This window comes from Halobaculum halobium (assembly GCF_030127145.1).
In the GTDB taxonomy this organism is placed as follows: domain Archaea; phylum Halobacteriota; class Halobacteria; order Halobacteriales; family Haloferacaceae; genus Halobaculum; species Halobaculum halobium.
Genome location: NZ_CP126158.1, coordinates 1,583,324 through 1,605,744 on the forward strand (window position 1 = coordinate 1,583,324; position 22,421 = coordinate 1,605,744).

Below are 22,421 nucleotides of genomic sequence, written 5' to 3' on the forward strand. Positions count from 1 at the left end.
GCAGAACGACGACGCCGGCGAGAACGAGACGGAGGGAGCTGAGAGATCCGAGAGAACCCGCAAAAGTGCGGACGGTTCAGGCAGCGCAGACGGACCGGGAACTACGGCGCTTCGCCGGTCTCGATCGTGAAGTCGTCCCGGGGGTACGCGACGCAGGTGAGCGTGTACCCATCGTCGAGTTCGGCGTCGCCGAGCATCTGCTGATTGTCGTGCTCGATGTACTCCTCGGAGTTGCCCCCGGAGGTGATCTGCCCGGCACAGGAGACGCACTGCCCCTGCCGGCAGGCGTAGGGGAGGTCCCAGCCGTGTTCCTCGCCCTGTTCGAGCACGGTCTCGTTGTTCGCGAGTTCGATCGTCTCGCCCTCTTTGACGAACTCGACCTCGAAGTACTCGATCTCGTCTTCGGGAATGTCGGCCGGACTCGTCGACTCCTCGGCCGCCGCGCCCTCCTCCAGTTCGCCCTCCTCGCCGGCGGCGACCGCACCGGCGGGGACGCTTCCGCCCCCGATGGCGCGGCTCCCCGGCTCGGGGAACTCCGTCTCCTCGACGGTGGAGGCGCGTCGCTCGATGACCTCCTCGGAGATGTCCGCGGTGGCCTCCCAGCCGGTGCCGCGGGCGACGTGCAGCGCGACGAAGACCAACACGAGGCCCGCGCCGAACCCGATAGCCACGGGGTCTACCATGATTCCGGCTTGGAAGCGGGGGGTAACAAGGGTTGTGATTATCCACCGACGGCGGGAGCCGTCGATACCGGGACGGCGAACGTGTTCGTCCCGTAGCCAGGCCTCGAACGGCGGGCCTTATTCGTCCTTTCGAGGGACGTCGTGACGTCCGAAGCCGTACCGCAGCCGACTCGCGAGCCGCCGGCCGAACCGCTCCTCGCGGGAATCGAACCGCTCGGCCAGCGCCTGGTAGATGAGCGGCACCGGCACCTCCTGTTCGAGCGCCTCCTGCACCGTCCAGGTACCGGTGGAGCCGCCCTCGATCCGGTCTGCCACGTCGCCCAGGTCGTTGCCTTCCTCGCGGAACGCCTCCTCACACAGTTCCAGCAGCCACGAACGGATCACCGCGCCGTTGTTCCACGTGCGCGCGACGGCCTCCAGGTCGAGGTCGTAGCGACCGTTGTGAAGCAGTTCGAATCCCTCGCCGTACGCCTGCATCAGCGCGTACTCGACGCCGTTGTGGACCATCTTCACGTAGTGGCCCGAGCCCGCGGGGCCCATCCAGTCGTGGCCCGCGGGGCCGGTTGCGACGGCGTCGAAGACGGGCGTCAGTTCCTCGTAGGCCCACTCGGGACCGCCGATCATCAGCGAGAATCCCAACTCCGCGCCGGCGGGGCCGCCGGACGTGCCGCAGTCGAGGTAGGCGGCATCCGTGGCCTCCGCGCGGCGGACGGAGTCCTCGAAGTGGGAGTTGCCGCCGTCGACGACCACGTCGTCGCCCGTGAGGTGCGACTCCAAGTCGTCGAGCGTGGCGTCCACCGGGTCGCCAGCGGGGACCATCAGCCAGATCCGGGCGCCGGCATCGCCGCCCTCACGGGTCGCTTCACTCCCCGTTCGGTTCGAGGGCTCGCTCACCTCGCCCTCGAGTCTATCGTACAGGTCCCCAACAGAGTCCGCCGGTTCGGCACCGGCCTCGGCGGCCGCGGCGGTCGCCTCCGCCGAGAGGTCGAAGGCGACCACGTCGTGGCCGGCGTCGAGGACGCGGTCGACGACGATCTGGCCCATCCGACCGAGTCCGATCACGCCGAGTTGCATGCTCATACCGGCGCGTCGGCGAGGCGGGGCGTAGGCGTTGCGGTGTGGGCGGCGGCGCCGACGAGTTCCCCGCGCCTGACGATCTGACGCCGACTGCGTCAGTCAGTTCGAAGCCCGTAGAGCACGCTCACGAGTCCGAGGAGCTCCGCGATCTGCGTCGCCGCGCCGGCGTGGACCTCGCTGACTGCGGGAACGAGCAGGTAGACGCCGGCCGCGAGCGCCGGCACACCGAACAGGAGGACGAACCCGAGGGCAACGAACAGCATCGGGCGGGCGTCGTTGCGACGATACCCCCGGTAAGCGATGTAGCCGATCGTCAGTCCGAGCACGACGCCGAGGAGTTCGGACGCACCGAACACCGCCTGCGTGGGCGTGATATCGCCGAGTTGGAGCGCGGGCGCGACCACGTTACATCTCCCCCACGAGGTCGGTGAACCGATCGGCCATGCTCGTTCTGCGGGTCACCTCCGCGTCGACGCCGTCGGCGGCGAGGTCGAAGGCGACGCGCTCGACGGTGGCCCGGTAGACGCCGCGGTGGTGGCCGTCTTCGTCGAGTCGGGTCCGCTCTTCTACCAGCCCGCGCTCGCGGAGCGATTCGAGCCGGCGGTAGACTGTCGGTTCGGAGACGCCGCAGACGTCGGCGAGTTCGCTCACCGGCACCGCCTCCTCCTGCGTGGCCACGAGGATGGTTCGCGTGCTGTCGTCCTCGATGGCGCCCGCGAGGGCGGCGGCGTCCGGTCGGTCATTCACCACCTCCGCGGTGCTGACCGCGAGTACTTAAATCGGCCCCACGGCTTCAGCCACTGTAGTCGCGGCTCGGGCTATACGCCGCACGAGCCCCATCGGTCGGATATGCAGGTCCCCGACGGCGTTCGGCCGGTCGTATCGTTTCTCGCGGTGACGTTCTCGTTCACCTGGGCGGCGTGGATCGCCGGACCGGTCCTCGCGGGCCCCGAGACACCAGCAGCGACGGCTCTGCTGTTCGTCGGCGGGTTCGGCCCGGCCGTGGGCGCGGTCGTCCGTCTCCGGTTGGAGAGGCGATCCGTCCGCGCGTGGCTCCGCCGACTCGTCAGGATCAGGGTCGCCCCTCGCTGGTACCTGCTCGCGCTCGGCGTGCCGGCGGCGATCGCGGCCGCGCACACCGTCGCGATCGTCGCGGACGGCGGGACGCTCGCCCCGTCGGTGCTCCCCGGGCGCCTCCCGACGGTCGCGGTCGCCGTCCTCGCGACCGCACTCGTCGGCGGTGGGCAGGAGGAGTTCGGCTGGCGGGGGTATCTCCTCCCGCGCCTCCGGTCACGGTTCGGTCCGCTCGCCGCGAGCGTCTTGCTCGGCGTCGTCTGGGCCGGGTGGCACCTCCCGCTGTACGTCGTCCCGGGCGCCTACGAGTGGGGGAACCCCTTCGGGCTGTACGTGCCGGTCGTCGTCGGACTGGCGGTGGTGTTCACCTGGCTGTTCGAGGGATCCGGCGGCGTCCTCCCCGTCGTCGTGCTCCTGCACGCCGGGATCAACAACGCCGCGTTGCTGGTCCCCGTCCCCCGGCGGACGCTCGCCGGAACGGGCGGCGCCGACGTGTACGCCGTCCAATTGGCCGCCGTCGCGACGGTCGTCCTCCTCATCCTCGCCGTCCGGGGTCCCTCGCTGGGGATCGACGACGGCGGTGGGTCCCCACATGAGGGGCTCGACTCGACTGAGAGCACCGACTCGCCGGCGGCCGGGCGCTGAGCGTCCCCGTCCGAGACCGCGCGTTCTTAGACGCTGGGCGGGAAGGCGTACGCATGGACGACCGAGTGCGAGAACACGCCGAGGTACTCGTCGACTGGAGCGCCCGCGTCGAGGCGGGCGACCAAGTCGTGATGGACGTCGCCGAGGGCGCTCACGACCTGGCGGTCGCGGTCGCCGCTGAACTGGGCGAGCGCGACGCGACGCTGCTCACGACGTACGGGTCCAGCGAGGTCGGCCGCGCGTTCCTCCGCGCCGGCGACGACGACCGCGAGTTCGCCCACAGCGAGCCGAAGTTGGCGATGCTGGAGGCCGCAGACGTGTACCTCCGGATCGGCGGCGGTCGCAACACCACCGCGCTGGCGGACGTGGACGGCGAGCGTCGACAGCGAGCGCGGAAGGCGACCGCGGCGACCCGCGAGGCGCGGATGGACACCGACTGGGTCTCCACCGTCCACCCGACGCGGTCGCTCGCCCAGCAGGCCGGGATGGCCGCCGAGGAGTATCGGGACTTCGTGTACGACGCCGTGCTCCGCGACTGGGAGTCGCTCGCCGACGAGATGGCGAACATGAAGGAGGTCCTCGACGCCGGCAGCGAGGTCCGCATCGAGAAGGAAGGGACGGATCTCACGATGTCCATCGAAGGCCGCACGGCGGTCAACTCCGCCGCGAGCGTCGCCTACGACTCCCACAACCTCCCCTCCGGCGAGGTGTTCACCGCGCCGCACGCGACCGAGGGCGAGGTGTACTTCGACGTGCCGATGACCATCGACGCACAGCGCGTGCAGGGCGTCTCGCTCACCTTCGAGGGCGGCGAGGTGGTCGACTTCGCGGCCGAGCAGGGCGAGGGCGCCATCGCGGACGTACTCGACACCGACGAGGGCGCGCGCCGGCTGGGCGAACTCGGGATCGGGATGAACCGCGGCATCGACCGCTTCACCGACTCGATCCTCTTCGACGAGAAGATGGGCGACACCGTCCATCTCGCGCTCGGCCGCGCGTACGACGCCTGCGTGCCCGAGGGCGAGTCCGGCAACGACTCGGCGGTCCACGTCGACATGATAACCGACGTGTCCGAGGACTCGCGGATGCTCGTCGACGGCGAGGTCGTGCAGCGCGACGGGACGTTCCGCTGGGAGGACGGCTTCGAGTCTGCGTAGGTCGGTTGAGTGTCGGCCGCGTCGGTTCTAGTTCCGACGTCGTCGCCGTGGCGTGGAGTTCGAAAGTCCAGCCCTGTTGAACCTCGGGCGGGTTCGATACCGACCGCCTGAAGCAGCCGGGAGGTAGCTACTCAGGCTGTCGAGTCGGAACAAGAGTCCGCAGCCACGCTCCGGGCTTGAGGCGGATACGGTGACGGTGACTACCCTCGCATCAGATTCATCACTTCGTCGGCGACGTTCGGTTCGACAGCGACAACGTATCGGCCGCCGGGTGTCAGCGTCGTGTCCGAGCGGGCGATCCGATGACCGTCCTCATCGGAGACGATCAGCGCCCCCGCGGGAAACCGCACGTCTGTCAGTTGCTTTCCGGCCGCCGGGGCCCCCTCTGCGACGCGAACCAGCATGATATCGAGAGTGCCCGTCACGTCCGCTAGCGTCTGAACGTCGCTGCCGACGACTTCGTTTGCCGCCACGCGCGCGCCGGCCCGTTCGGGGAAGACCACCGCGTCAACGAAGCGGGTATAGGCCTCGCCGGCGGCCCGGTCGATGCGCGCAACGGTCCGGACTCCGGGATGCAGCTCTGAAGCGGCCAGGCAGACCGCGAGATTCAGCCCTGTTTCACCCGTGAGCGCCGCGATCGTGTCGGCCTGGTCAATACCGGCCTGTTCGATGATGTCGGGGTTCGTCGAATCGCCCTGAATGACTGTCGCCATCCACTCGTCGGCGATGTCTGTGACGACCCGCTCGTCTTGTTCGATGATCGTTACGTCGTGTCCGAGGTCGGCGAGTATTTCGGCCGTCTGGAAGCCGACGCGCCCGCCGCCCGCGATGATGATGTCGAGAGTGCTGGTCATGGGGTTCAGTCTTCAACCTCCGGTGTGATTTCGGTGTCGGCGTCTGTCAGGTCGCGGTCCGGTTGCGCTCGCACTCTGTTGAGCGCGAGGTAGGCGACTCCGCCCAGCAGGATCCAGGCCACGCTGAGCACCAGAGCCAGTGGATCTGTCCGGATCAGGTACTCGACGAGCACCCCGGCTAGGATCAGGTTGAGGGCGACGCCGATCAGCGGGGGTGCCGGATAGAACGGCATCTCGTAGGGACGGTTCATGTTCGGTCGCTCCCGCCGGAGCCTGATCACGGCGACGTTGACGATGATAAACGACAGCAGGAAGAACAAGCTCGCCATATTGCCGGCGCTCTGTGTGGGTAGTGCAACCGACCCGAGCATCACGACCGCGCTGGAGAGGATCGCCACGAACGGGGTCCCGTATCGGTGGTGGATCTGGCCGAAAGACGGTACCAACTGTCCCTCCCGACCCATCGAAAACGCCACCCGGGAGGAGGCGATCACGACCGCGTTGAGCGCGGTCAGCGTCGAGAAGACCGCTCCGAAGACGATGAGCGCCCCACCGTTCTGGATGATCGGCAGTCCGGTCGGCATAAACGATGTCGCCGCCGCAGCGATGCCTGCTTCTCCGGCGTCGGCGAGCCCATCTGCGCCCAGCGTGCCGACGGCGACGGTTACGACTGCCAGATAGACGATCACCGTCGCGATCAGGCTCGCGAAGATCGCTTTCGGGATGTTCTCCCGGGGGTTTTCGACTTCCTCGGTGACGGTTGTGATGAGGTCGTAGCCCTCGAACGCGATGAACGTGAGCCCCATCGCCGGCAGGATCGCGGTCGCGCCGGCCCCCTCGGGGAACAGCGGTTGAAACTCGGCCCCGGAGAACATCGGGGACGCGAGGCCGAAGCCGACGAACACGACCAGGATGCTCACCTTGACGATCGTGAAGACCGTCTCGGCGCTTCCGCTGGCAGCCGTTGAGACGGCGTTGAGCGCCACCAGACCGAGCACGGCGACGAACGCCAGGAGGAAAGCGAGCGGCACCCCCGCGTCGACGACCGGTACCACGACGGCACCCACTTCGTCTGGCGGGGGAACGAGTCCATAGACGTGCAACAGTTCGAGGAAGTTCGGCGCGAAGCCGAGCGCGTACAGCCCTCCCGCGATCATATAGGCGAACCAGAGCATCCAGCCCATGATGAACGAGGAGAGGTCATCGAAGATCTCTCGAACGAAGGCGTATCCGCCGCCGCTTTTGGGGATCGAGGCGGCCAGTTCTGCATACGAGAGCCCGGTGAACGCAGTGACGATGCCGTTCAGCGCGAAGACGAGGATCGCGGCCGGGCCGGCGATTTCGGCGGCCAGCCCGGTCAGCACGAAGATGCCGGCCCCGATCATCGCCCCCATACCGATCATCGTCGCGTCGAGCAACCCGAGCTCGGCCTCTGGAGATCGGGTCTGACTTCCGCTCATTACGCACACTCACCGCTTCGCTTGTCGTGCATCGTACGGTTCGATGACTTGGTTCGCCCGGTTAATCGCCGAGGGGAGTTCCGTATTATTGAGAACCGTCTCGCCGTTTGATAGATCCCTGCAGGACTCCGCAGCGTTCGGACCCCGTTTTTGGCCGCGTGAGACCCACGAGTGAGCGGACCCGTCCGGCCGTGTTGCAACCCGGTGGGTGAGCGGGTTCGGTCGTCGTGTTGAATACAGCCTCATCGTTCAGATCGGTAGTGAGGCTGCCAGCCCGGGCGCTATCGGCCTGCTGTTCATCGGGAGCGTCCTCGGCCCGCCGGCCTACGCCGCAGTGGTACGACGGTTCCCCGTGACTACTACTCGCACCGCAAGGGAACTTCCCCTGTAGAACCGACGAGATGGAGCCGGAACGGTTCGGAATGAGCTACACGTCGCCCGTAGCGAGGACGGTTGCTAGCCCGTACTGAACGATTCGAGAGTCCCCGAGAGTCGAGTAGCGGTCCCTCGTTCCCGGTGCGATAGGCGATTACAGCCGAATCGAGGTCCCGACCCGGTCGCCACGTCCCCAATCAGCACCGCGAGCGCGTCGAACAACCACGGGTCAGACCGTCGCGCTTAACCTCCGTCCACCACCACGGACACCCGATCATGGAGCCGCGCCACGCCCGGTACCCGTTCTTCGCGTCGGCCCGCGAGGCCGTCCGCGAATCGGGCGTCGACCTGGCCGCGCTCGTCGCCGACGGCGACCCCGCCGTGGACCGCGGGCGCGAACGGGTCGAGCGCGCGCTCACCGAGGGCACCGTCGAGGCCGACGACTCCCGCGAGTGGGACGCCCGCGACGAACTACTGTCGTACCCCATCGCGCGGATCCTCGTCTCGCTGCTCGACTCGCGTGCGGCCGTGGAAAAATACGCCGAGGCCGAGGCGGCCACGGCCTACCGGCGGTTCACAGCGGACCTCGAGCGCGCCCGCGACGACGGCGCCCGCCGGGACCCCGCCCGCGTCGGTCAAGACACCCTGTTGCGGGAGTTCGATCTGGCCGACGCCGTCCGCATCGAGGACCCGAAACCCGGGCAGGTTGAGGGCACGTGGCTCTGGCTCGGCGTCGGCGCGTACCTCGCGTACGTCGACCCCGACTGGGGCGACGACTGGCGGCTCGTGAACCGCGAACTCGTCGACGGCGAGGTCCGCACCGAGCGCGAGGAGCTGTACCGGCTGATCCGGGAGGCCGTCGAGGACCGCGTCGGCGGGGGGTTGCCGTTCGAGGGCGTCGGCGATGAACTCGCGGACGAACTGGAGGCGGAGATAACCGACCTGCGCGACCTGCTGGCCGATCGGAGCGTCACCGCCGACCTCGACGTCGTCGCCCCCGAGCACTTCCCGCCGTGCATCGCGAAACTGCTGGGGCGGGCGCAGGGCGGAGACGAGTTGGGGCACCACGAGCGCTTCTCGCTGCTGTCGTTTCTCGCGGGGCTCAACCTCGACGCCGAGGAGGCGGTCGCGCTCTCGGGGCTCGATCCCGATCTCGTCGCCGAACGGTTCGCGTACCTCCGCGACGACTCCGGCGCGCAGTACCCGCCGCCGTCGTGTCGGACGCTCGGTGAGTACGGGATCTGCGAGAACGAAGACAACCACCGCAGCGTCGCACCCCATCCCCTGGAGTACTACAGCAGGCAACTGCGCGACGCCGACGAAGTCGTCGACTGGCGCGAGCGAGGCGAGTCGGACGCGGGCGACGCCGCCGCCTGAGCGAGACCCCCGAGTGAGCGACGGCACTGGCTACGTGGCGGTGCACTCGGGATTCGAGAACGCGAGTTCGCGACGCAGTCGATGGTTACTCGCCGCGGTCGAGGAGGACGCCGGCGACGGCCATCAGGAGGATGAACAGGCTGATCGCGGCGATGAGGTAGTAGGCGCCGACGTTCGAGAGGTTGTGGCCGTCGGTGTACTGGAGCCCGATCCCGACCAGAAGGCCGATGAAGACGACGACTGCGCCGACGGAGACGGCGATCATTCGGCGCATCTCGGCGTCGATTTCCATGCACCGGCGTATCCGTGGACCCGGCAAAAGGGCTTCGAAGCGCTCGCCCCCTCGACCGAGGGCTTAGGTCGATTCAGCGCGTATTTTCAGCGATCAGATGACGCCTGCACGCACCTCCGGCGGGCGACCAGATCGGAGGCACGACGACGCCGGCCGTGGCGGCCACGGCGACCGCCGTTCGCGCGACCGGACCGCATTTCCCGGGTCCACCTCTGACGGCTCGGACGGGCCGGGCGGCCCCCGTGCCCGGAGATCCAACGGCCGCGGCGGCGACGGTGTCGAGGGCCGCGACGCGGCTAGTCGCGACGCCGACCGCACCGAGCGCGCCCGAACGGAGCCGATGGCGGTGTACCCCTCCGTGACGACGACCGGTACCTGGTCGACACCGAGGGCGGTACCTACGTCGTCGACCTCGCGAGCGATACCTGTACTTGCCCGGACCACGCGATCCGGCGAAACCGCTGCAAACACCTCCGGCGCGTCGACATGGAGGTCGGCATCGGCCGCGTACCCGCGCCCGGCGAGCGCGTCGCGGCCTGCGCCGTCTGCGGCGGCGGCGTGTTCGTCCGCGTCCGCGAATCCGGGGCGTTCCTGTGTGGCGATCACCGACCCGCCGTCGGATCGTTCGTCCGCGACCGCGAGGCCGACAGACTGCTCGTCGTTACCGGCGTCACGACGACCCGGGCCGACGAGTATCGGACGCGCGACGGGACGCGGATCAGCGACTACGAGACCAACGCCGACTACGGCGACCACGAGCCGGTGATCGAGGCGGTGTACGTCGGCAACGCGACGCGCTCTCCGGGACCGCTCGACGTGTCAGGGCGTCGGCGCTACGGCTTCCCGGCCTCGCGCCTGCGCCGGGTCGCGCCCGACGAGCGTCCGCACAAGCCCGTGATCGGGCTCCGGTCGGCTCGGCACGACGACGGCGCCTAATGCGGAGACGCGCCGTCGGGAGGCGTGTCACTCGGTCGGCGGCACCCCCAGCAGGCGGCGAGCGCGCTCGCGGACCCAAGCGGCCGCCGCCCCGCCCAGCGGTGTGAAACAGACGACCGCCGCGACGGGAATCGAGACGGCGCGAGCCGCGACGGTAGCCCACGCGCCGAGCCGGGCCCACGACAGCGCCAGCGCGACGATCAGGTGCACGACCAACTCGACGATCAAGTAGCCGACGCCGGCCCGGATCGAGGGTCTGATTCCCGCGACCCACGCCCCACACACCACGGCCGTCGCGAGCAGGAGTCCGACGTCCCACCCCGAGAGAGCGAGTGTTCCGACCGCCCATCCGTCGTACCCCAGGGTCGCCCGAGCGAGCCCCGCCCCGAGCCCGAAGAACGACGCCCCGACGAGCAACCAGACCGCGAGCAGGTGGCGGAGGGAGGACGGTCGCGACGACGAACGGGGAGACGTGTCGCTCACGGGGCCGGGGTCGTCGTTCCCGCGGCAAGTGTCTTCCCGTCGCGAGAGCCGTTACAGCATCTCCTCGGCCTCTTCGGCCGAGAGGACTCCCTGCTCGACGGCGTTGAGCACCTCGGCGACGCTGGTGTCGGACTCCGTCTCCTCGCTGGCGGCGAGCAGGTCGTCGATGGTCTCGCCGTCCGCGAGCGCGGTCTCCTTCTTCACGCGGTAGTTCCCGCCGTCGGTGACGTACAGGTCGCCCGGGTGGAAGAAGTACCAGTCCTCTCGGTCGAAGCGGACGCCGATCTTCGGGGCGGCGCCGAAGTTGCGCGCGAAGTAGATGAGCGCCTCGACCTCCTCGCCGCGGAGGTAGATCGGATCGCCAGAGGAGGACTTCGCCTCGACCGCGTAGAACACCCGACCGTCGCCCGCGAGCACGTCCGGCAGTTCCCGGTCAGTCGACGAGCCGCTGGCGGGCGCACGCATCACCGCGAAGCCGGCGTCGTGGAGCCTGTTGACGAGTTCGCGCTCCCGGCGGTCGCCCTTCGGGTTGCCCGGCATGCACGAGAGTGAATGGGTGGCGGGCATAAGCGAGACGGTCGCACGGCGGTGCGGAGTGAAAGTGAACGTCGCGGCCGCCCCGACCCGCGACGGCGACGCGTCAGTCACGCCGGGCGATCACCGACTCGCCCGCCCGGACGGCCTCACCGACGCGCACGCGGACGTCTTCAGGGTCGTACGCCGGCGGGAGCACCACGTCGGCGCGCGATCCGAAGGCGATGTAGCCGATCCGCTCGCCCCGTGTGAGCGCGTCTCCAGGCGAAACGTAGGGGGTGATCCGACGGGCGAACCAACCGGCGATGAGCGCGCCGTCGACGCGGTCCTCGTGGGTCGCAGCGTCCGCGTCGCTTCCTGCGGCGTCGGCGTCCACCCGGACGCCGTCAGTTGCCGCCCCGGAGTCGCCGGCGCCGGGATCGACCGTGTACTCGACCCGCTCGTTTCGCTCGGACTCCTTTGCGAACGCGGGCTTGTGCGCGGCGCCGCGGTGGTCGAGGCGCGTCACCGTCCCGTCGGCTGGCGCGCGACAGACGTGCACGTCGAAGGGGCTCATGAACACGCCGACGCGAACGCGGTCTCCGTCCGCGCGGATCACGGAGACGTGGCCGTCGGCCGGCGCGAGGACGCCCGCGCCCGCTGGCTCGCGCTCGGGGTCGCGGTAGAAGTACACCGAGAACGCGCCCACAGCGAGGAGCAGCAGCCCGAGCGGGGGCACGAGCGCAAGGAACGGGACCGCGAGCGCGAACGGAACGAGCACGCGCCGCTCGCTCCCGGGTGCGAGATCGGGGATGGAGAGCGCGCTCACGCGTCCACGGGGTCGCGGACGGTCGCCTCGGTCGTCGTCCGACCCGCGCCCCACGCCGCGAGGAGGTGCGTGAGGTGGAGACGGTCGTCGCTCCCCTCGACGAGATCGAGGTCGATCTCGCCCGCCAGCGCGTGCAGTCGGGCAACCGCCTCCGGCGACGCGTCGGACTTCGAGCGCGCGACGCGGAGGATCTCCCGGAGCAGGTCGCCGCCCTCGTAGCCGTCGTCGTGGAGGAGGTCGTCGAGCGTCGAGCGGGCGTCCGTCAGATCTCTCGCCTGTGCAGCTTCCAGCGCCGCCAGCACCGCCTCGTCGGTGCCGACCTCGCCGAGGGTCTCGTAGGCCGCCGTCATCGTCACTTCGTCGTGTTCGACGGCCGTGGTCTGCGCAGAGAGGACGGCCTTCCGGAGGTCGCCCGCGGCCGCGCTGGCGACGAACTCCAGTCCGTCGTCGTCGTAGCCGACGCCCTCCGCCTCGCAGATCCCCCGGAGCACGTCGATCGCCTCGTCGGTTGTCGGCGCGCGGACGGGCACCGGGAAGCAGCGCGAGCGGATCGGCGGGATCAGCTTCGCGGGCTGGCGCGTCGCGATGACGAACTGCGTCGTCCGATGGTACTGCTCCATCACGCGCCGCAGCGCCTGCTGGAAGTCCTCGCGGATAGCCTCAGCGTTGTCCAGCAACACCGTCTTGTACGTGCCCGACATCGGCGCGTTCGCCGCCGACTCCTTGAGCACGCGGTTGATCATATCGCGTTTCGCCATGCGCGAGCGCCCCGTCAGGAACGACTCGAATCGGGGGTCTTCGCGGATCTCCTTTTTGCTCCGGCCGAAGAAGTCGGCGACGTTGATCTCGATGAGGTCGTTGTCCGGGTCGTCGTGGGCCGCCTCGGCGAGCGCGCGCACGGCGGCGGTCTTCCCCGACCCCGGTGGGCCCTGCACCACGAGGTTCATCGGTTCGTCCACCGCCCGCGAGAGTCGCTCGCGGACGTCCTCCTGCGGGAGGTCCGCGAGCGCGGGGGCGTGCGTGTCCGTCCACAGCGGGCCGTCCATTGACAACGGCTAGTTCCTCGCAGGGCTTGAACCCTGCCGTTCGAAGGACCGGCGACTCGGAGCAAACGCGACGACTGACCCCGTACGGAGCCGAGGAACTGACGCCGGAGCTGGCGTGTGAAGTAGTCGGAACGGTGTGTCGTGAAAAGCGGCGAGCGAAGTGGTTCGACCCGTGCGGTCGGTTCGGCGGTCGGCCCGCCCTCGGTTCGCGGTCAGTCGGCGGTCACTTCCGTCGGCGTCTGGTCGACGCCGCGGTCCGGCGTGGCCGCGCGGTAGACGCCCCACGCGAACAGGACGGCCAGGCCGAGCAGGACCAGCCCGGTCCGCAGCGTCGGGTCGATGGCCGGGTTCGCGATCACGTCGCCCGCCTCGTTGGTCAGCGGTACGGGGCTGTACGGCTTGCCCGCGACGAGCTCGACGAGGCCGAGCCCCACGATGCCGAGCAGCATCAGTCCCGCGCCGAACGCCGTCGCAATCTTGTCGGTGATGTCGAATTCTTTCATTGGAGTCACCTCGTTAACCGAGCAGGTACCGGAGTTTGGGGTACGCTTTCACCACGTCGAGGCGCTCGATGAGCGCGTCCAGGCCGTAGTAGCGGCCGGCGGCGAACACCATCATCGTGGCGAACAGGAGCAGCCCCATCAGGTCGCTGTTGACGAGGCCGGTCCCGAAGCCGGCGTTGCCGACCCAGAACAGGGTCATGAAGATGACCCCGCCGAAGGCCGCCAGCCGGACGAACGCGCCGGCGATGAGCGCCAGGCCGATGAGCGTCTCGAACAGCGGGACGCCCGGCGCGATGAGCCACGCGAGGTTGTTCCCCATCCACACCGGGATGGGACCGAGCGCGGTGCCGGTCATTCCCTGCATGTACGCCGGGCCGTACGTGAAGTTCAGGCCGCTCTCGATGAGTTTCGTCACGCCGGCGTGGAAGAACCACCACCCCGTGATGATCCGGAGCAGGGCGATCCAGTACGCGGCGAGCGGTCCGCCGATGTCGAAGCCGAAGTCCTCGGCCAGTGGGTTGGTTTTCGAATATGCCATGGGCCTCACCTCACAGATGTGGATTGGACGGCTATCCCGGTATAAACGAGACCTGGTTCCCAGTCGCTGAAACCCGGCGAAAGTCTACGCGAGCAGTTCTATACTGCCCGATCGTTCATTCGCGTTCGCCGGTCAGACGGCGACCCGCAGCGTCGGGGCTCCCACGGCCGATTGCGTCTCGTCGTCGGACGCGTCGCCGTCGGTCTCAAACTCGCGTTCGAGTTCCGTTTCGTCGTCCGCGTCGGTCGCTTCGACGGTCAATTCAGTCGCGTTCGCGTCGACCGCGAACGTGGCGGTCCCGTTCGCGTCGGTGACGTACGCCTCCTCGATCTCGTCACCGTCGACCGTCTGTGTGACGTCGAGGGTCGCGTTCTCGACGGCCGACCCGTTGCGCGTCACCTCGACGGTCGCGTTCGCACCCGCGGAGACGTTGCCGACGAAGGTGGCGTTCAGGTCTGCGAGTGTGGCCTCGTCGTCCTCATCGTCGGGCTCGCGCGTTTCATTCTCGAACTCGCGTTCGAGTTCGACGTCATCATCACCCGCGGTGACCTCGACGCTCAGCTCGGTCGCGTTCGCGTCGACCGCGAACGTGACGGTCCCGTTCGCGTCCGTGGTGTACGTCCCGCTCGTCTCGGTAGTGTCGAGCTCCTGTGTGACGTCGACGGTCGCATTCTCCACCGCCGAGCCGTTGCGCGTCACCTCGACGGTCGCGTTCGCGTCCGTCGAGACGTTCCCCACGAAGGAGGCGTTCAGGGGCGCCAGTTCGGCGTCGCCGCCCGCTTGCTTGTCGTCTTCCTCGTCCTCATCGACGTCCTCGATGGGCACCTCGTCGCCGGTTCCGGACTCGCTCACGACCGGCTTGAGAATGTACTTGCCCGAGTTACCTGCCTTAAATACCGACATGTCGTAGACGAAGTCCACGTCCTCGCCGTTGCCGACGGTGAACTCCTTGTTCAACTGGAGCTTGCTGGAGGGGAGCTTCACGGTCGTGGAGTCGCCGTTCTCCAGCGTCGCGTTGATCTCGCCGACGTAGACGAACACCTTCGTGTACGTGCCGTTCTCGACGCCGAAGGTGCCGAGCTTCGTCGCGTTCGCGCCCGGCAGCGTCGTCAGATCGACCGTGCGGTCGTCGACGTCGTTCTCGACCCAGCCCGAGTCGTTGCCGGCCTGCTTCAGGCCGACGCTCGTGACGGTGACGTTGAGGTGGGCGAAGTCGCCCATTGCGTTCTGCTCGTCGCTGAGGTAGAAGTCCATCGAGGACTGTCCTGAGGCGTCCTCAGAGGCGTTCTCGCCGCGGTCAGGATCTTCAGTATCAGCTTCCTCGGTGTCAGCTTCCTCGGTGTCAGCTTCCTCGGTGTCAGCCTCCTCGGCGTCGGCGGCGTCATCGCCGTCGGCGGCGTCATTCTCGCCGGACTCGCCGCGCTCCTCGCGCTCGTCGTCCACGTCGCGGATCTCGACCTCGTCACCCGTGCCGGACTCGCCGGCGACGGGTTTGAGAATGTAGCCGTTCGGACCGCGCTCGAACACGGTCACGTCGAACACGAAGTCCACCTCTTCGCCGTTACCGACCGTGAACTCCTTGTTCAACTGGAGCTTGTTCGACGGCAGCTTCACGTCCGCCGAGGAGCCGTCGGTCAGCGTGCCATTCACCGAGTCGACCTCGACGAACACCTTCGTGTACGTGCCGTTGGGCACCGGAACCGAACCCAGCTTGGAGGCGTTGGCGCCCTGCAGCTCGGTCAAGTCGAGGGTGACGTTGTCGACCTCGTAAGTCACCTGCTCACCCGCTTCGTCAGCGTCCTCGGACTCAGGCGTCTCGGTCGACGCCGTGGTGACTGCGGACTCGGTGGTCGTCCCGTTCGTCTCGTCGCCGTCGTCGGCGACCTCGGTGTCGGCGGCGGCGACCTCGGTGTCGTCGTCCGCGACCTCGGTATCGTCACTGCCGTCGTCCCCGCCGTCGGCTCGGACGAGCGTGACCTCCGTGATCGTGACGTTCAGGTGTTCGAACTGGTCGATCGCGTTCTGCTGATCGCTGATGTAGAAGTTGACGGTGCCCCCGTCGTCCCCGCCGGCGGCGGTCGCGTCGCCTCCGTCGCCGGTGGAGGGAACGCCGCCCGCACAGCCGGCGAGCACCAACATCAGGGCCGCGGCCGCGGCGGCCCAGCCACTCGTGTGTCGTGACATCGTGTTCGGTCGGCGTGTCCCCGACGGCATATACCAGGCCGGCCACGAATCCGAATTCACTCGGAATTCACCCGGATTAATCCCGAGACGGCAGCGGATTCGGCTCCGGTACCCGTCTGCACCATCGGCGGTCGATGCGCTCCGACAGCGTTTCACCGACGGCACCAGCACGAACGGGTATGATCAGGGTCACCTTCCTCGGGACGAGCGGCGCGGTGCCCACGGTGGAGCGCGCGCCCAGCGCGCTGTATCTGAACCGCGAGGGCGACGAGTTCCTCTTCGACTGCGGGGAGGGGACCCAGCGCCAGATGATGCGCTTCGGCACGGGGTTCGGCTTCTCGCACCTGTTCGTCACGCACCTCCACGGCGACCACGTGCTGGGCATCCCGGGGCTGATCCAGAGCCTCGACTTCAACGACCGCGACGCGCCGCTGGCGATTCACGGCCCGCCGGGATCGAAGCGCCACCTCACGGAGTTGGTTCACGCGGCCGGCCACGACCCGACGTTCCCGGTGACGGTTCGCGAGGCGCGGCCCGGTTCGGTCGTTCTCGACTGCGAGGAGTACGAGATTCGGACGTTCGAGACGGAGCACCGCACGTCCTCGGTCGGCTACGCGCTCGTCGAGGACGATCGGAAGGGCCGGTTCGACCGCGAGAAGGCGGAGGAGGAGTTGGGGATCCCGCCGGGACCGGCGTACGGGAGGCTTCACGAGGGGCAGGCCGTCGAGTTGGACGACGGCCGCGTCATCGAGCCCGAACGGGTCGTCGGCCAGCCGCGGCCCGGTCGGCGCGTCGTCTACACCGGAGACACTCGCCCCGTCGACGCCACCGTCGAGGCCGCCGAGGACGCGGATCTGCTCGTCCACGACGCCACTTTCCTCGACGAGGACGGCGGCCGCGCCCGCGAGACGGCTCACTCGACCGCCGTCGAGGCCGCCCAGATCGCCGGGCGCGCTGGCGCGAAGCGGTTGGCGCTCACGCACCTCTCCTCGCGGTACGCGGGGCGGGCCCGGCGGTTGGAACGAGAGGCCGCCGGCGCGTTCGACGGCGAGGTGTGGTACCCCGACGACGGCGACGAGATCCGGGTCCCGTTCCCCGACAGCGAGGAGTGACCGGCGCGGAGTTTTTACGCGACAGCCGCTAACACGCGGGCGTGAACGCCCGGACGAGCGCGCTCGACTCCCTCGTGTTCGGAGTCGACATTCAAAGCGGCGACATCCGGGGCGACGCGCCCTCCTACGCCCTCGTCGCCTTCGACGGCGAGTCGATCGAGCGGGACGTCGTCTCCCACCGAAAGCTTCGGCGACGGATCGAGGCCGACGAGCCGGCCGTCGTCGCCACCGACAACAGCTACGAACTCGCCGCGGACAAGGACGACCTCGTCCGCTTCCTGCGTGCGCTACCGCACGGGACCTCGCTCGTGCAGGTGACCGGCGCCGAGCGTCCGGAACCGCTCTCGCGGGTCGCCTCCCGCCACGGCGTCCCGTACGGCAAGAAGCCGATGAAGGAGGCGGAGGCGAGCGCCCGCCTCGCGGCCGCGAACGTCGGCTACGAGGTGACCGCGTTCACCGACACGACGACCGTGAAGGTGTCCAGGGGACGCTCGACGGGCAAGGGCGGGTGGAGCCAGGACCGCTACACCCGCCGGATCCACGGGAACGTGAAGCGTCGCACGCGCGAGGTCGAATCGGCGTTGGACGATGCGGGGCTCGACTACGAGGTCGACATCACGGAGAAGTACGGCGGCTACCAGAACGCCGTGTTCTCCGTCGCGGCGCGCCCGCAGGACATCCCGGTGAGCGCCGGCCGCGGGGGCGACACGCGGGTGGAGATCGACCGCGAGCGCCGCGACGGCATCGAGTTCGAGCCCCTCGTCAAGCGACGCGACCGCGTGATCGTCGGCATCGATCCGGGAACGACGACCGCCGCCGCCGTCGTCGGCCTCGACGGCACGGTCTTCGACGTGCACTCGACGCGGACCGCCGACACCGCCGAGATGATCGAGTGGCTCGTCGAGCGGGGTCGCCCGGTCATCGTCGCCGCCGACGTGACGCCGATGCCCGAGACCGTCGAGCGATTCCGGCGGAGCTTCGACGCCGCCGGGTGGACGCCCGGCAGCGACCTCCCGGTCGACGAAAAGCTCCACCGCACGCGCGAGGAGGCGTACGACAACGACCACGAGCGCGACGCCCTCGCGGCGGCGCTGTTCGCGTTCGATAGCCACGAAGACCAGTTCGAGCGCGTCGGTCGGCAGACTCCCGCCGGGATCGACCGCGCGGAGGTGATCGCTCGCGTCGTCGCCGACGAGCAGTCCGTCGAGGGGGCGCTTTCGGACCTGCGGGACGACGACGGCGAGGAGACCGACGAGTCCGGACCGGAGCCGCGCGAACTCACCGACGAGGAGAAGCGCATTCGCGATCTGGAGTCGCAGGTCGACCGGCTCGAGGCGCACGTCGAGGACCTCAAGGCCGACCTGGACGAGAAGGACGAGGAGGTCGAGGAGTTGGAAGAACAACTGTCGGACGCCCGCCGCGAGGAACGGCTGGAGGCGCGTCGGGATCGGGAAGTCACGCGAATCCGCCGCGAGAACAGCCGGCTGGAGCGCGAGCGCGACGAGGCCGAGGAGACGGTCGAGGAGTTGGAGGAGAAACTCGCGCGCATGAAGACGCTGTGGAAGCTGGATCACGACAACTTCGCGGACGTGTCGGTCGGGCGGGACCTCGTCCCCGTGAAGGCGGTCGAGCAGTTCACGAAGCGCGCGATCGAGCGCGCCGACGAGCAGTACGGACTCGCCGCCGGCGACGTGGTGTACTTCCGCGACGCCTCCGGCGCGGGCCGCGCCACGGCAGAACGGCTCGCGGAGACGGAGCCCCGGGTGGTGCTTCGGTCCGGCGGCCTGTCGGACGCGGCCGAGGAGGTGCTGTTCGAACACGCGATCCCCGTCGGTCCCGCCGACGACGTGACCATACAGGAGGTCGACGAACTCGCGGTCGCCCGCGAGAGCGACGTCGAGGCCGTGATCGACGACTGGGAGCGGCGCGCGGCCGAGCGCGAGCGCGAACAGACCGAGGCGATGGTGGACGAGATCATCTCCGAACACCGGGCGGGCGAGGCCGAGTGAGTGGAACCGAACGCGACCCGGGAACGAAGCCCCAGAGAGCGGCAGTGAGGGCGAACGGTCGAGCGGTTCACGGCAGGTGGAGCGAGCGAGGTCCCCGAACGGAAACGACGGCCGCACGCACGGGCGCGACGGCCAAACGTGTCCGACAGCTGAACGGCGTCAACGCTCCGGCACCCGCTCGTCTCCTCTGTGACGGGCGTGCGTCAGACAACTACGAACGGTTTCTCAGTTGTTTTCGAGCGGGAAAATCGAAGACGGCGCCGGAACAACCCCTCCGTTTCGACTGGAACGTGAGCGCGTACCACGATCCGAGTAAACAGGGGCGCCGGAGCGGCGAGTGCGTCCGCGTCAGTTGATGCGCGCGACTTCGTAGCCGCGGTCGCGGATCGCATCGAGGAGTTGGCCGGCGTGCTCGCGACCGGCGGCAGCGACCTCGAAGACGAGGTACGCTTCGCCGACGCGCAGGTCCTCGACGGCCCGGTCGTGGCGGACGTGCCGGACGTTCGCGCCGCGGTCGGCAAGGACAGTCGAGAGCGTCGACAGCTCGCCGGGTTCGTCCTCGATGCGGACGCGCAGACGGAGGAGCTGGTCGCGGTCGGTCATGGCGTGTTCGAGCACGACGTCGAGCATCGACATGTCGATGTTGCCGCCGCACAGCAGCGGGACGACCGTCTCGTCGGTCACGTCGACGCGACCGGACAGCAGGCCGGCGACGCTGGCGGCGCCGGCGCCCTCGACCAGCTGCTTGGCGCGCTGGAGCAGCGTGAGGATCGCGTGGGCGATCTCGTCGTCGCTGACGGTGACCACCTCGTCGACGTGGCGCTCGATGAGGTCGTAGGTGAGGTCTGCGACGCCGCCCGTGGCGATGCCGTCGGCGATGGTCCGCGTGTGCTCGCGGTCGACGGGCTCGCCCTTGTCGAGGCTCTCGGGGACCGTCGCAGCGTCCTCGGCCTGCACGCCGACGACGCGGACCTCGGGCGCGACGGCCGCGAGCGCGGTGGCGGTCCCGGCGATGAGCCCGCCGCCGCCGATGGGGACGATCACGGTCTCCAGGTCGGGCACCTGTTCGGCGACCTCCAGCCCGAGCGTGCCCTGTCCGGCGACGATCGCGGGGTCGTCGTAGGCGTGGACGAAGACGGATCCGGGCTCTTCGGCCAGATCCCGGGCGTGCGCGACCGCCTCCTGGAACTCCCGGCCGCGGAGGACGACCTCCGCGCCGTAGCCGCGGGTCGCATCGACCTTCGCCTGCGGGGCGTCTTCGGGCATGACGACCGTCGAGGGGATCCCGGCGTTCGAGGCCGCAAGCGCGACGCCCTGGGCGTGGTTGCCCGCGCTGGCGGCGACGACACGCTCGGCGTTGCCCTCGTCTGCGACGGCGGCGATCTTGGTCGAGGCGCCGCGGGTCTTGAACGACCCCGTGCGCTGGAGGTGCTCCATCTTCAGGCGAACGTCCGCGCCGCTCATCTCCGAGAGCGATCGGGAGCGCTCGACGGGCGTCTCGCGGACGACGTCGGGATCGAACCGCTCGCGCGCCCGCCGGATGTCGGTGACGGTGACGGGGTCGGGCATGGCCGTTGCTCGCGGTGTCGCTATCGGGGTGCAAAAATTGCGCGGATCGCCGGTCGGTTACGGGGACGCGAGCGCGGTCCCGGGCGGACGCTCCGAACTACTCCAGGAGGAGGAGGCTCGGGTTCTCCAGCCGCTCCATCACGAAGTTCGTGAACCGACCGGCCTCCGCGCCGTCGATGACCCGGTGGTCGATCGACAGCGACAGCGGCAGCGTGTGCGCCGCGCGCACCTCGCCGTGCTCGGCGACGGGGCGCTCGTCGATGGCGCCCAGCCCCATGATCGCCGTCTCGGGGTAGTTGATGATCGGGGTGGCGTACTCGCCGCCGATGGCGCCGAAGTTGGTGATCGTGAACGTGCCCCCCTGCATCTCCTCGCGCGTCACCTTTCGCTCGCGGGCGCGAGTGGCGAGGTCGTTGACCTCCTCGGCGAGCTCCAGAATCGACTTTTCGTCGACGTGCTTCACGACGGGGACCATCAGCCCCGCGTCGGTCGCGACGGCGATGCCGAGATTGTACTCCTTCTTCAGGAGGATCTCCTCGTCGTCCTCGCGCAACTCGGAGTTGAGCGTCGGGAACTCCTTCAGCCCGGCCACGAGCGCCTTCATCACGAACGGCATGTAGCTGAGCTTCACGTCGCGCTCCTCGGCGCGCGCCTTCAGATCCGCGCGAGTGTCGACCAGCTCGTCGACGACCGCGGTGTCGTGGTGGGAGACGTGCGGCGCGGTGTACTTCGATTCGGCCATCTGCTTGCCGATGGTCCGACGCACCCCCCGATACGGCACCGACTCCGGCTCTCGGGAGGCGGCGGCGCCGTTGCCCGTCTCGGCGGGAGCGGCGGGTGCGCCGGGGTCGTCGGCGCCGGCGGCCGACTCCGCGGCCTTCGCCTCTTTCACCGCCTGTGCGTACTGCCGGACCTGCTCGGTCGTCACGAACGCCTCGCCGTCGCGCGACTCGTCGGTCGGAACGTCGTCCAGGTCGACCCCGGCCTCCCCGGCGGCCTCGCGGGTCGCCGGCACCGCGAGCGTTCGGTCGCGACCCGCGGCTTCGACGGAGGAGGGCGTTGCGCCCGCGGCGGCCGCGCCGCCGGACTCGCCGTCGCCCGTCTTCGAGACGGCCGCTGTCTTGCTGCCGATGTCGACCTGTTTCGGCCCGGACGATCCCCCGTCGGCGCCGTCGTCTGCGGCGCCGCCCGACTCCGCGTGTGCGCGCACGTCGCCCTCGGTGACGCGACCACCGGGACCGCTGCCGTCGACGGCGCCGATGTCGACGCCAAGTTCGCGGGCGAGGCGGCGCGCGGACGGCGGCGCGAACACGCGTCCCGACGACTCCGCGGCCGCCTCGGTGGCGGCGCCGTCGTCGGCGGGTGCGGTGTCGCGGTCCGATTCGGCCTCCGGTTCAGCTCCGGCATCCGGTTCGGGCTCCGCGGCCGGCGCCGGGCTCTCGCTCGGCTCGTCTTCTCCCTCCTCGGGCACGTTGTACGTGACGATCACGTCGCCGACGGGGACCATCTGGCCCGCCTCGACGTGCAGCTCTTTCACCGTCCCGTTGTACGGGGACGGGACCTCCACGAGCGCCTTGTCGGTCTCGACCTCGGCGACCGGCTGGTCCTCGGTGACCGTGTCGCCGGGGGCGACCAGCCAGTTGACGAGTTCCCCTTCGGCGACGCCCTCGCCGACGTCGGGGAGTTTGAACTCCTTCTCGGCCAT

21 protein-coding genes and 1 pseudogene are annotated in these 22,421 nt (G+C 69.3%); 6 read left to right on the forward strand and 16 right to left on the reverse strand.

The window, feature by feature from the left end:
• Window positions 1–101: 101 nt before the first annotated feature.
• The 4 genes from P0Y41_RS08300 to P0Y41_RS08315 form a co-directional block, all read right to left on the reverse strand.
• Window positions 102–683 (reverse strand): 2Fe-2S iron-sulfur cluster-binding protein, encoded by a 582-nt coding sequence (locus P0Y41_RS08300; RefSeq protein ID WP_284060900.1) that lies wholly within the window; start codon window positions 681–683, stop codon window positions 102–104.
• Window positions 684–800: 117 nt separating this feature from the next.
• On the reverse strand, window positions 801–1,757 hold the full coding sequence (locus P0Y41_RS08305) for a decarboxylating 6-phosphogluconate dehydrogenase (RefSeq protein WP_284063383.1): 957 nt from the start codon (window positions 1,755–1,757) through the stop codon (window positions 801–803).
• Between the two features lie 98 nt (window positions 1,758–1,855).
• The gene (locus P0Y41_RS08310; protein WP_284060901.1) at window positions 1,856–2,164 is read right to left on the reverse strand and encodes a DUF7521 family protein; all 309 of its coding nucleotides are present in this window, start codon (window positions 2,162–2,164) and stop codon (window positions 1,856–1,858) included.
• 1 nt (window position 2,165) lies between these two features.
• Window positions 2,166–2,507 (reverse strand): ArsR/SmtB family transcription factor, encoded by a 342-nt coding sequence (locus P0Y41_RS08315; RefSeq protein WP_284060902.1) that lies wholly within the window; start codon window positions 2,505–2,507, stop codon window positions 2,166–2,168.
• Between the two features lie 102 nt (window positions 2,508–2,609).
• Between P0Y41_RS08315 and P0Y41_RS08320 the strand changes: the two genes are divergently transcribed.
• Both P0Y41_RS08320 and P0Y41_RS08325 read left to right on the forward strand, forming a co-directional pair.
• Entirely contained in the window at window positions 2,610–3,479 is an 870-nt protein-coding gene (locus tag P0Y41_RS08320; protein WP_284060903.1) for a CPBP family intramembrane glutamic endopeptidase, read from the forward strand.
• Window positions 3,480–3,532: 53 nt separating this feature from the next.
• Window positions 3,533–4,636: an aminopeptidase gene (locus tag P0Y41_RS08325; RefSeq protein ID WP_284060904.1), complete on the forward strand. Its 1,104-nt coding sequence runs from the start codon at window positions 3,533–3,535 to the stop codon at window positions 4,634–4,636.
• A gap of 200 nt (window positions 4,637–4,836) precedes the next feature.
• On the opposite strand, the gene P0Y41_RS08330 is transcribed toward P0Y41_RS08325, so the two are convergent.
• Together P0Y41_RS08330 and P0Y41_RS08335 are read right to left on the reverse strand one after the other, a co-directional pair.
• Window positions 4,837–5,490, reverse strand: a complete 654-nt coding sequence (locus tag P0Y41_RS08330; RefSeq protein WP_284060905.1) for a potassium channel family protein — start codon at window positions 5,488–5,490, stop codon at window positions 4,837–4,839.
• 5 nt (window positions 5,491–5,495) lie between these two features.
• A complete protein-coding gene (locus tag P0Y41_RS08335; protein WP_284060906.1) occupies window positions 5,496–6,950 on the reverse strand; it encodes an APC family permease in 1,455 nt (484 codons plus the stop codon).
• A gap of 651 nt (window positions 6,951–7,601) precedes the next feature.
• On the opposite strand from P0Y41_RS08335, the gene P0Y41_RS08340 reads away from it, so the two are divergent.
• Window positions 7,602–8,702 carry a DNA primase gene (locus P0Y41_RS08340; protein ID WP_284060907.1) on the forward strand — a complete coding sequence of 367 codons (1,101 nt, stop codon included), beginning with the start codon at window positions 7,602–7,604 and terminating at the stop codon, window positions 8,700–8,702.
• An 85-nt stretch (window positions 8,703–8,787) separates the two neighbouring features.
• On the opposite strand, the gene P0Y41_RS08345 is transcribed toward P0Y41_RS08340, so the two are convergent.
• Window positions 8,788–8,994 carry a DUF7472 family protein gene (locus tag P0Y41_RS08345; RefSeq protein ID WP_284060908.1) on the reverse strand — a complete coding sequence of 69 codons (207 nt, stop codon included), beginning with the start codon at window positions 8,992–8,994 and terminating at the stop codon, window positions 8,788–8,790.
• A 247-nt stretch (window positions 8,995–9,241) separates the two neighbouring features.
• On the opposite strand from P0Y41_RS08345, the pseudogene P0Y41_RS08350 reads away from it, so the two are divergent.
• Window positions 9,242–9,930: pseudogene (locus P0Y41_RS08350) on the forward strand (hypothetical protein); the annotation flags it as partial.
• Between the two features lie 27 nt (window positions 9,931–9,957).
• Here P0Y41_RS08350 and P0Y41_RS08355 read toward each other — a convergent pair.
• The 7 genes from P0Y41_RS08355 to P0Y41_RS08385 form a co-directional block, all read right to left on the reverse strand.
• Window positions 9,958–10,413, reverse strand: a complete 456-nt coding sequence (locus P0Y41_RS08355; protein ID WP_284060909.1) for a hypothetical protein — start codon at window positions 10,411–10,413, stop codon at window positions 9,958–9,960.
• A gap of 51 nt (window positions 10,414–10,464) precedes the next feature.
• Window positions 10,465–10,953 carry a Holliday junction resolvase Hjc gene (gene hjc / locus P0Y41_RS08360; RefSeq protein ID WP_284060910.1) on the reverse strand — a complete coding sequence of 163 codons (489 nt, stop codon included), beginning with the start codon at window positions 10,951–10,953 and terminating at the stop codon, window positions 10,465–10,467.
• Window positions 10,954–11,053: 100 nt separating this feature from the next.
• Window positions 11,054–11,755 carry a protein sorting system archaetidylserine decarboxylase gene (locus P0Y41_RS08365; RefSeq protein ID WP_390215107.1) on the reverse strand — a complete coding sequence of 234 codons (702 nt, stop codon included), beginning with the start codon at window positions 11,753–11,755 and terminating at the stop codon, window positions 11,054–11,056.
• On the reverse strand, window positions 11,752–12,801 hold the full coding sequence (locus P0Y41_RS08370; RefSeq protein ID WP_284060911.1) for an AAA family ATPase: 1,050 nt from the start codon (window positions 12,799–12,801) through the stop codon (window positions 11,752–11,754). The genes P0Y41_RS08365 and P0Y41_RS08370 overlap by 4 nt, the downstream gene beginning before the upstream one ends.
• A gap of 212 nt (window positions 12,802–13,013) precedes the next feature.
• The gene (locus P0Y41_RS08375; RefSeq protein WP_284060912.1) at window positions 13,014–13,304 is read right to left on the reverse strand and encodes a hypothetical protein; all 291 of its coding nucleotides are present in this window, start codon (window positions 13,302–13,304) and stop codon (window positions 13,014–13,016) included.
• A 13-nt stretch (window positions 13,305–13,317) separates the two neighbouring features.
• Complete coding sequence (locus tag P0Y41_RS08380) at window positions 13,318–13,842, reverse strand: DoxX family protein (protein ID WP_284060913.1); 525 nt, start codon at window positions 13,840–13,842, stop codon at window positions 13,318–13,320.
• Between the two features lie 132 nt (window positions 13,843–13,974).
• The gene (locus tag P0Y41_RS08385) at window positions 13,975–16,026 is read right to left on the reverse strand and encodes a DUF4382 domain-containing protein (protein ID WP_284060914.1); all 2,052 of its coding nucleotides are present in this window, start codon (window positions 16,024–16,026) and stop codon (window positions 13,975–13,977) included.
• A 179-nt stretch (window positions 16,027–16,205) separates the two neighbouring features.
• Here P0Y41_RS08385 and rnz point away from each other — a divergent pair, with 179 nt between their 5' ends.
• Window positions 16,206–17,138 carry a ribonuclease Z gene (gene rnz, locus P0Y41_RS08390; protein ID WP_284060915.1) on the forward strand — a complete coding sequence of 311 codons (933 nt, stop codon included), beginning with the start codon at window positions 16,206–16,208 and terminating at the stop codon, window positions 17,136–17,138.
• A 41-nt stretch (window positions 17,139–17,179) separates the two neighbouring features.
• A complete protein-coding gene (locus tag P0Y41_RS08395) occupies window positions 17,180–19,147 on the forward strand; it encodes a DUF460 domain-containing protein (protein WP_284060916.1) in 1,968 nt (655 codons plus the stop codon).
• Between the two features lie 348 nt (window positions 19,148–19,495).
• On the opposite strand, the gene ilvA is transcribed toward P0Y41_RS08395, so the two are convergent.
• Window positions 19,496–20,716 carry a threonine ammonia-lyase gene (gene ilvA / locus P0Y41_RS08400; RefSeq protein ID WP_284060917.1) on the reverse strand — a complete coding sequence of 407 codons (1,221 nt, stop codon included), beginning with the start codon at window positions 20,714–20,716 and terminating at the stop codon, window positions 19,496–19,498.
• A gap of 97 nt (window positions 20,717–20,813) precedes the next feature.
• Window positions 20,814–22,421 carry a dihydrolipoamide acetyltransferase family protein gene (locus P0Y41_RS08405; protein ID WP_284060918.1) on the reverse strand — a complete coding sequence of 536 codons (1,608 nt, stop codon included), beginning with the start codon at window positions 22,419–22,421 and terminating at the stop codon, window positions 20,814–20,816.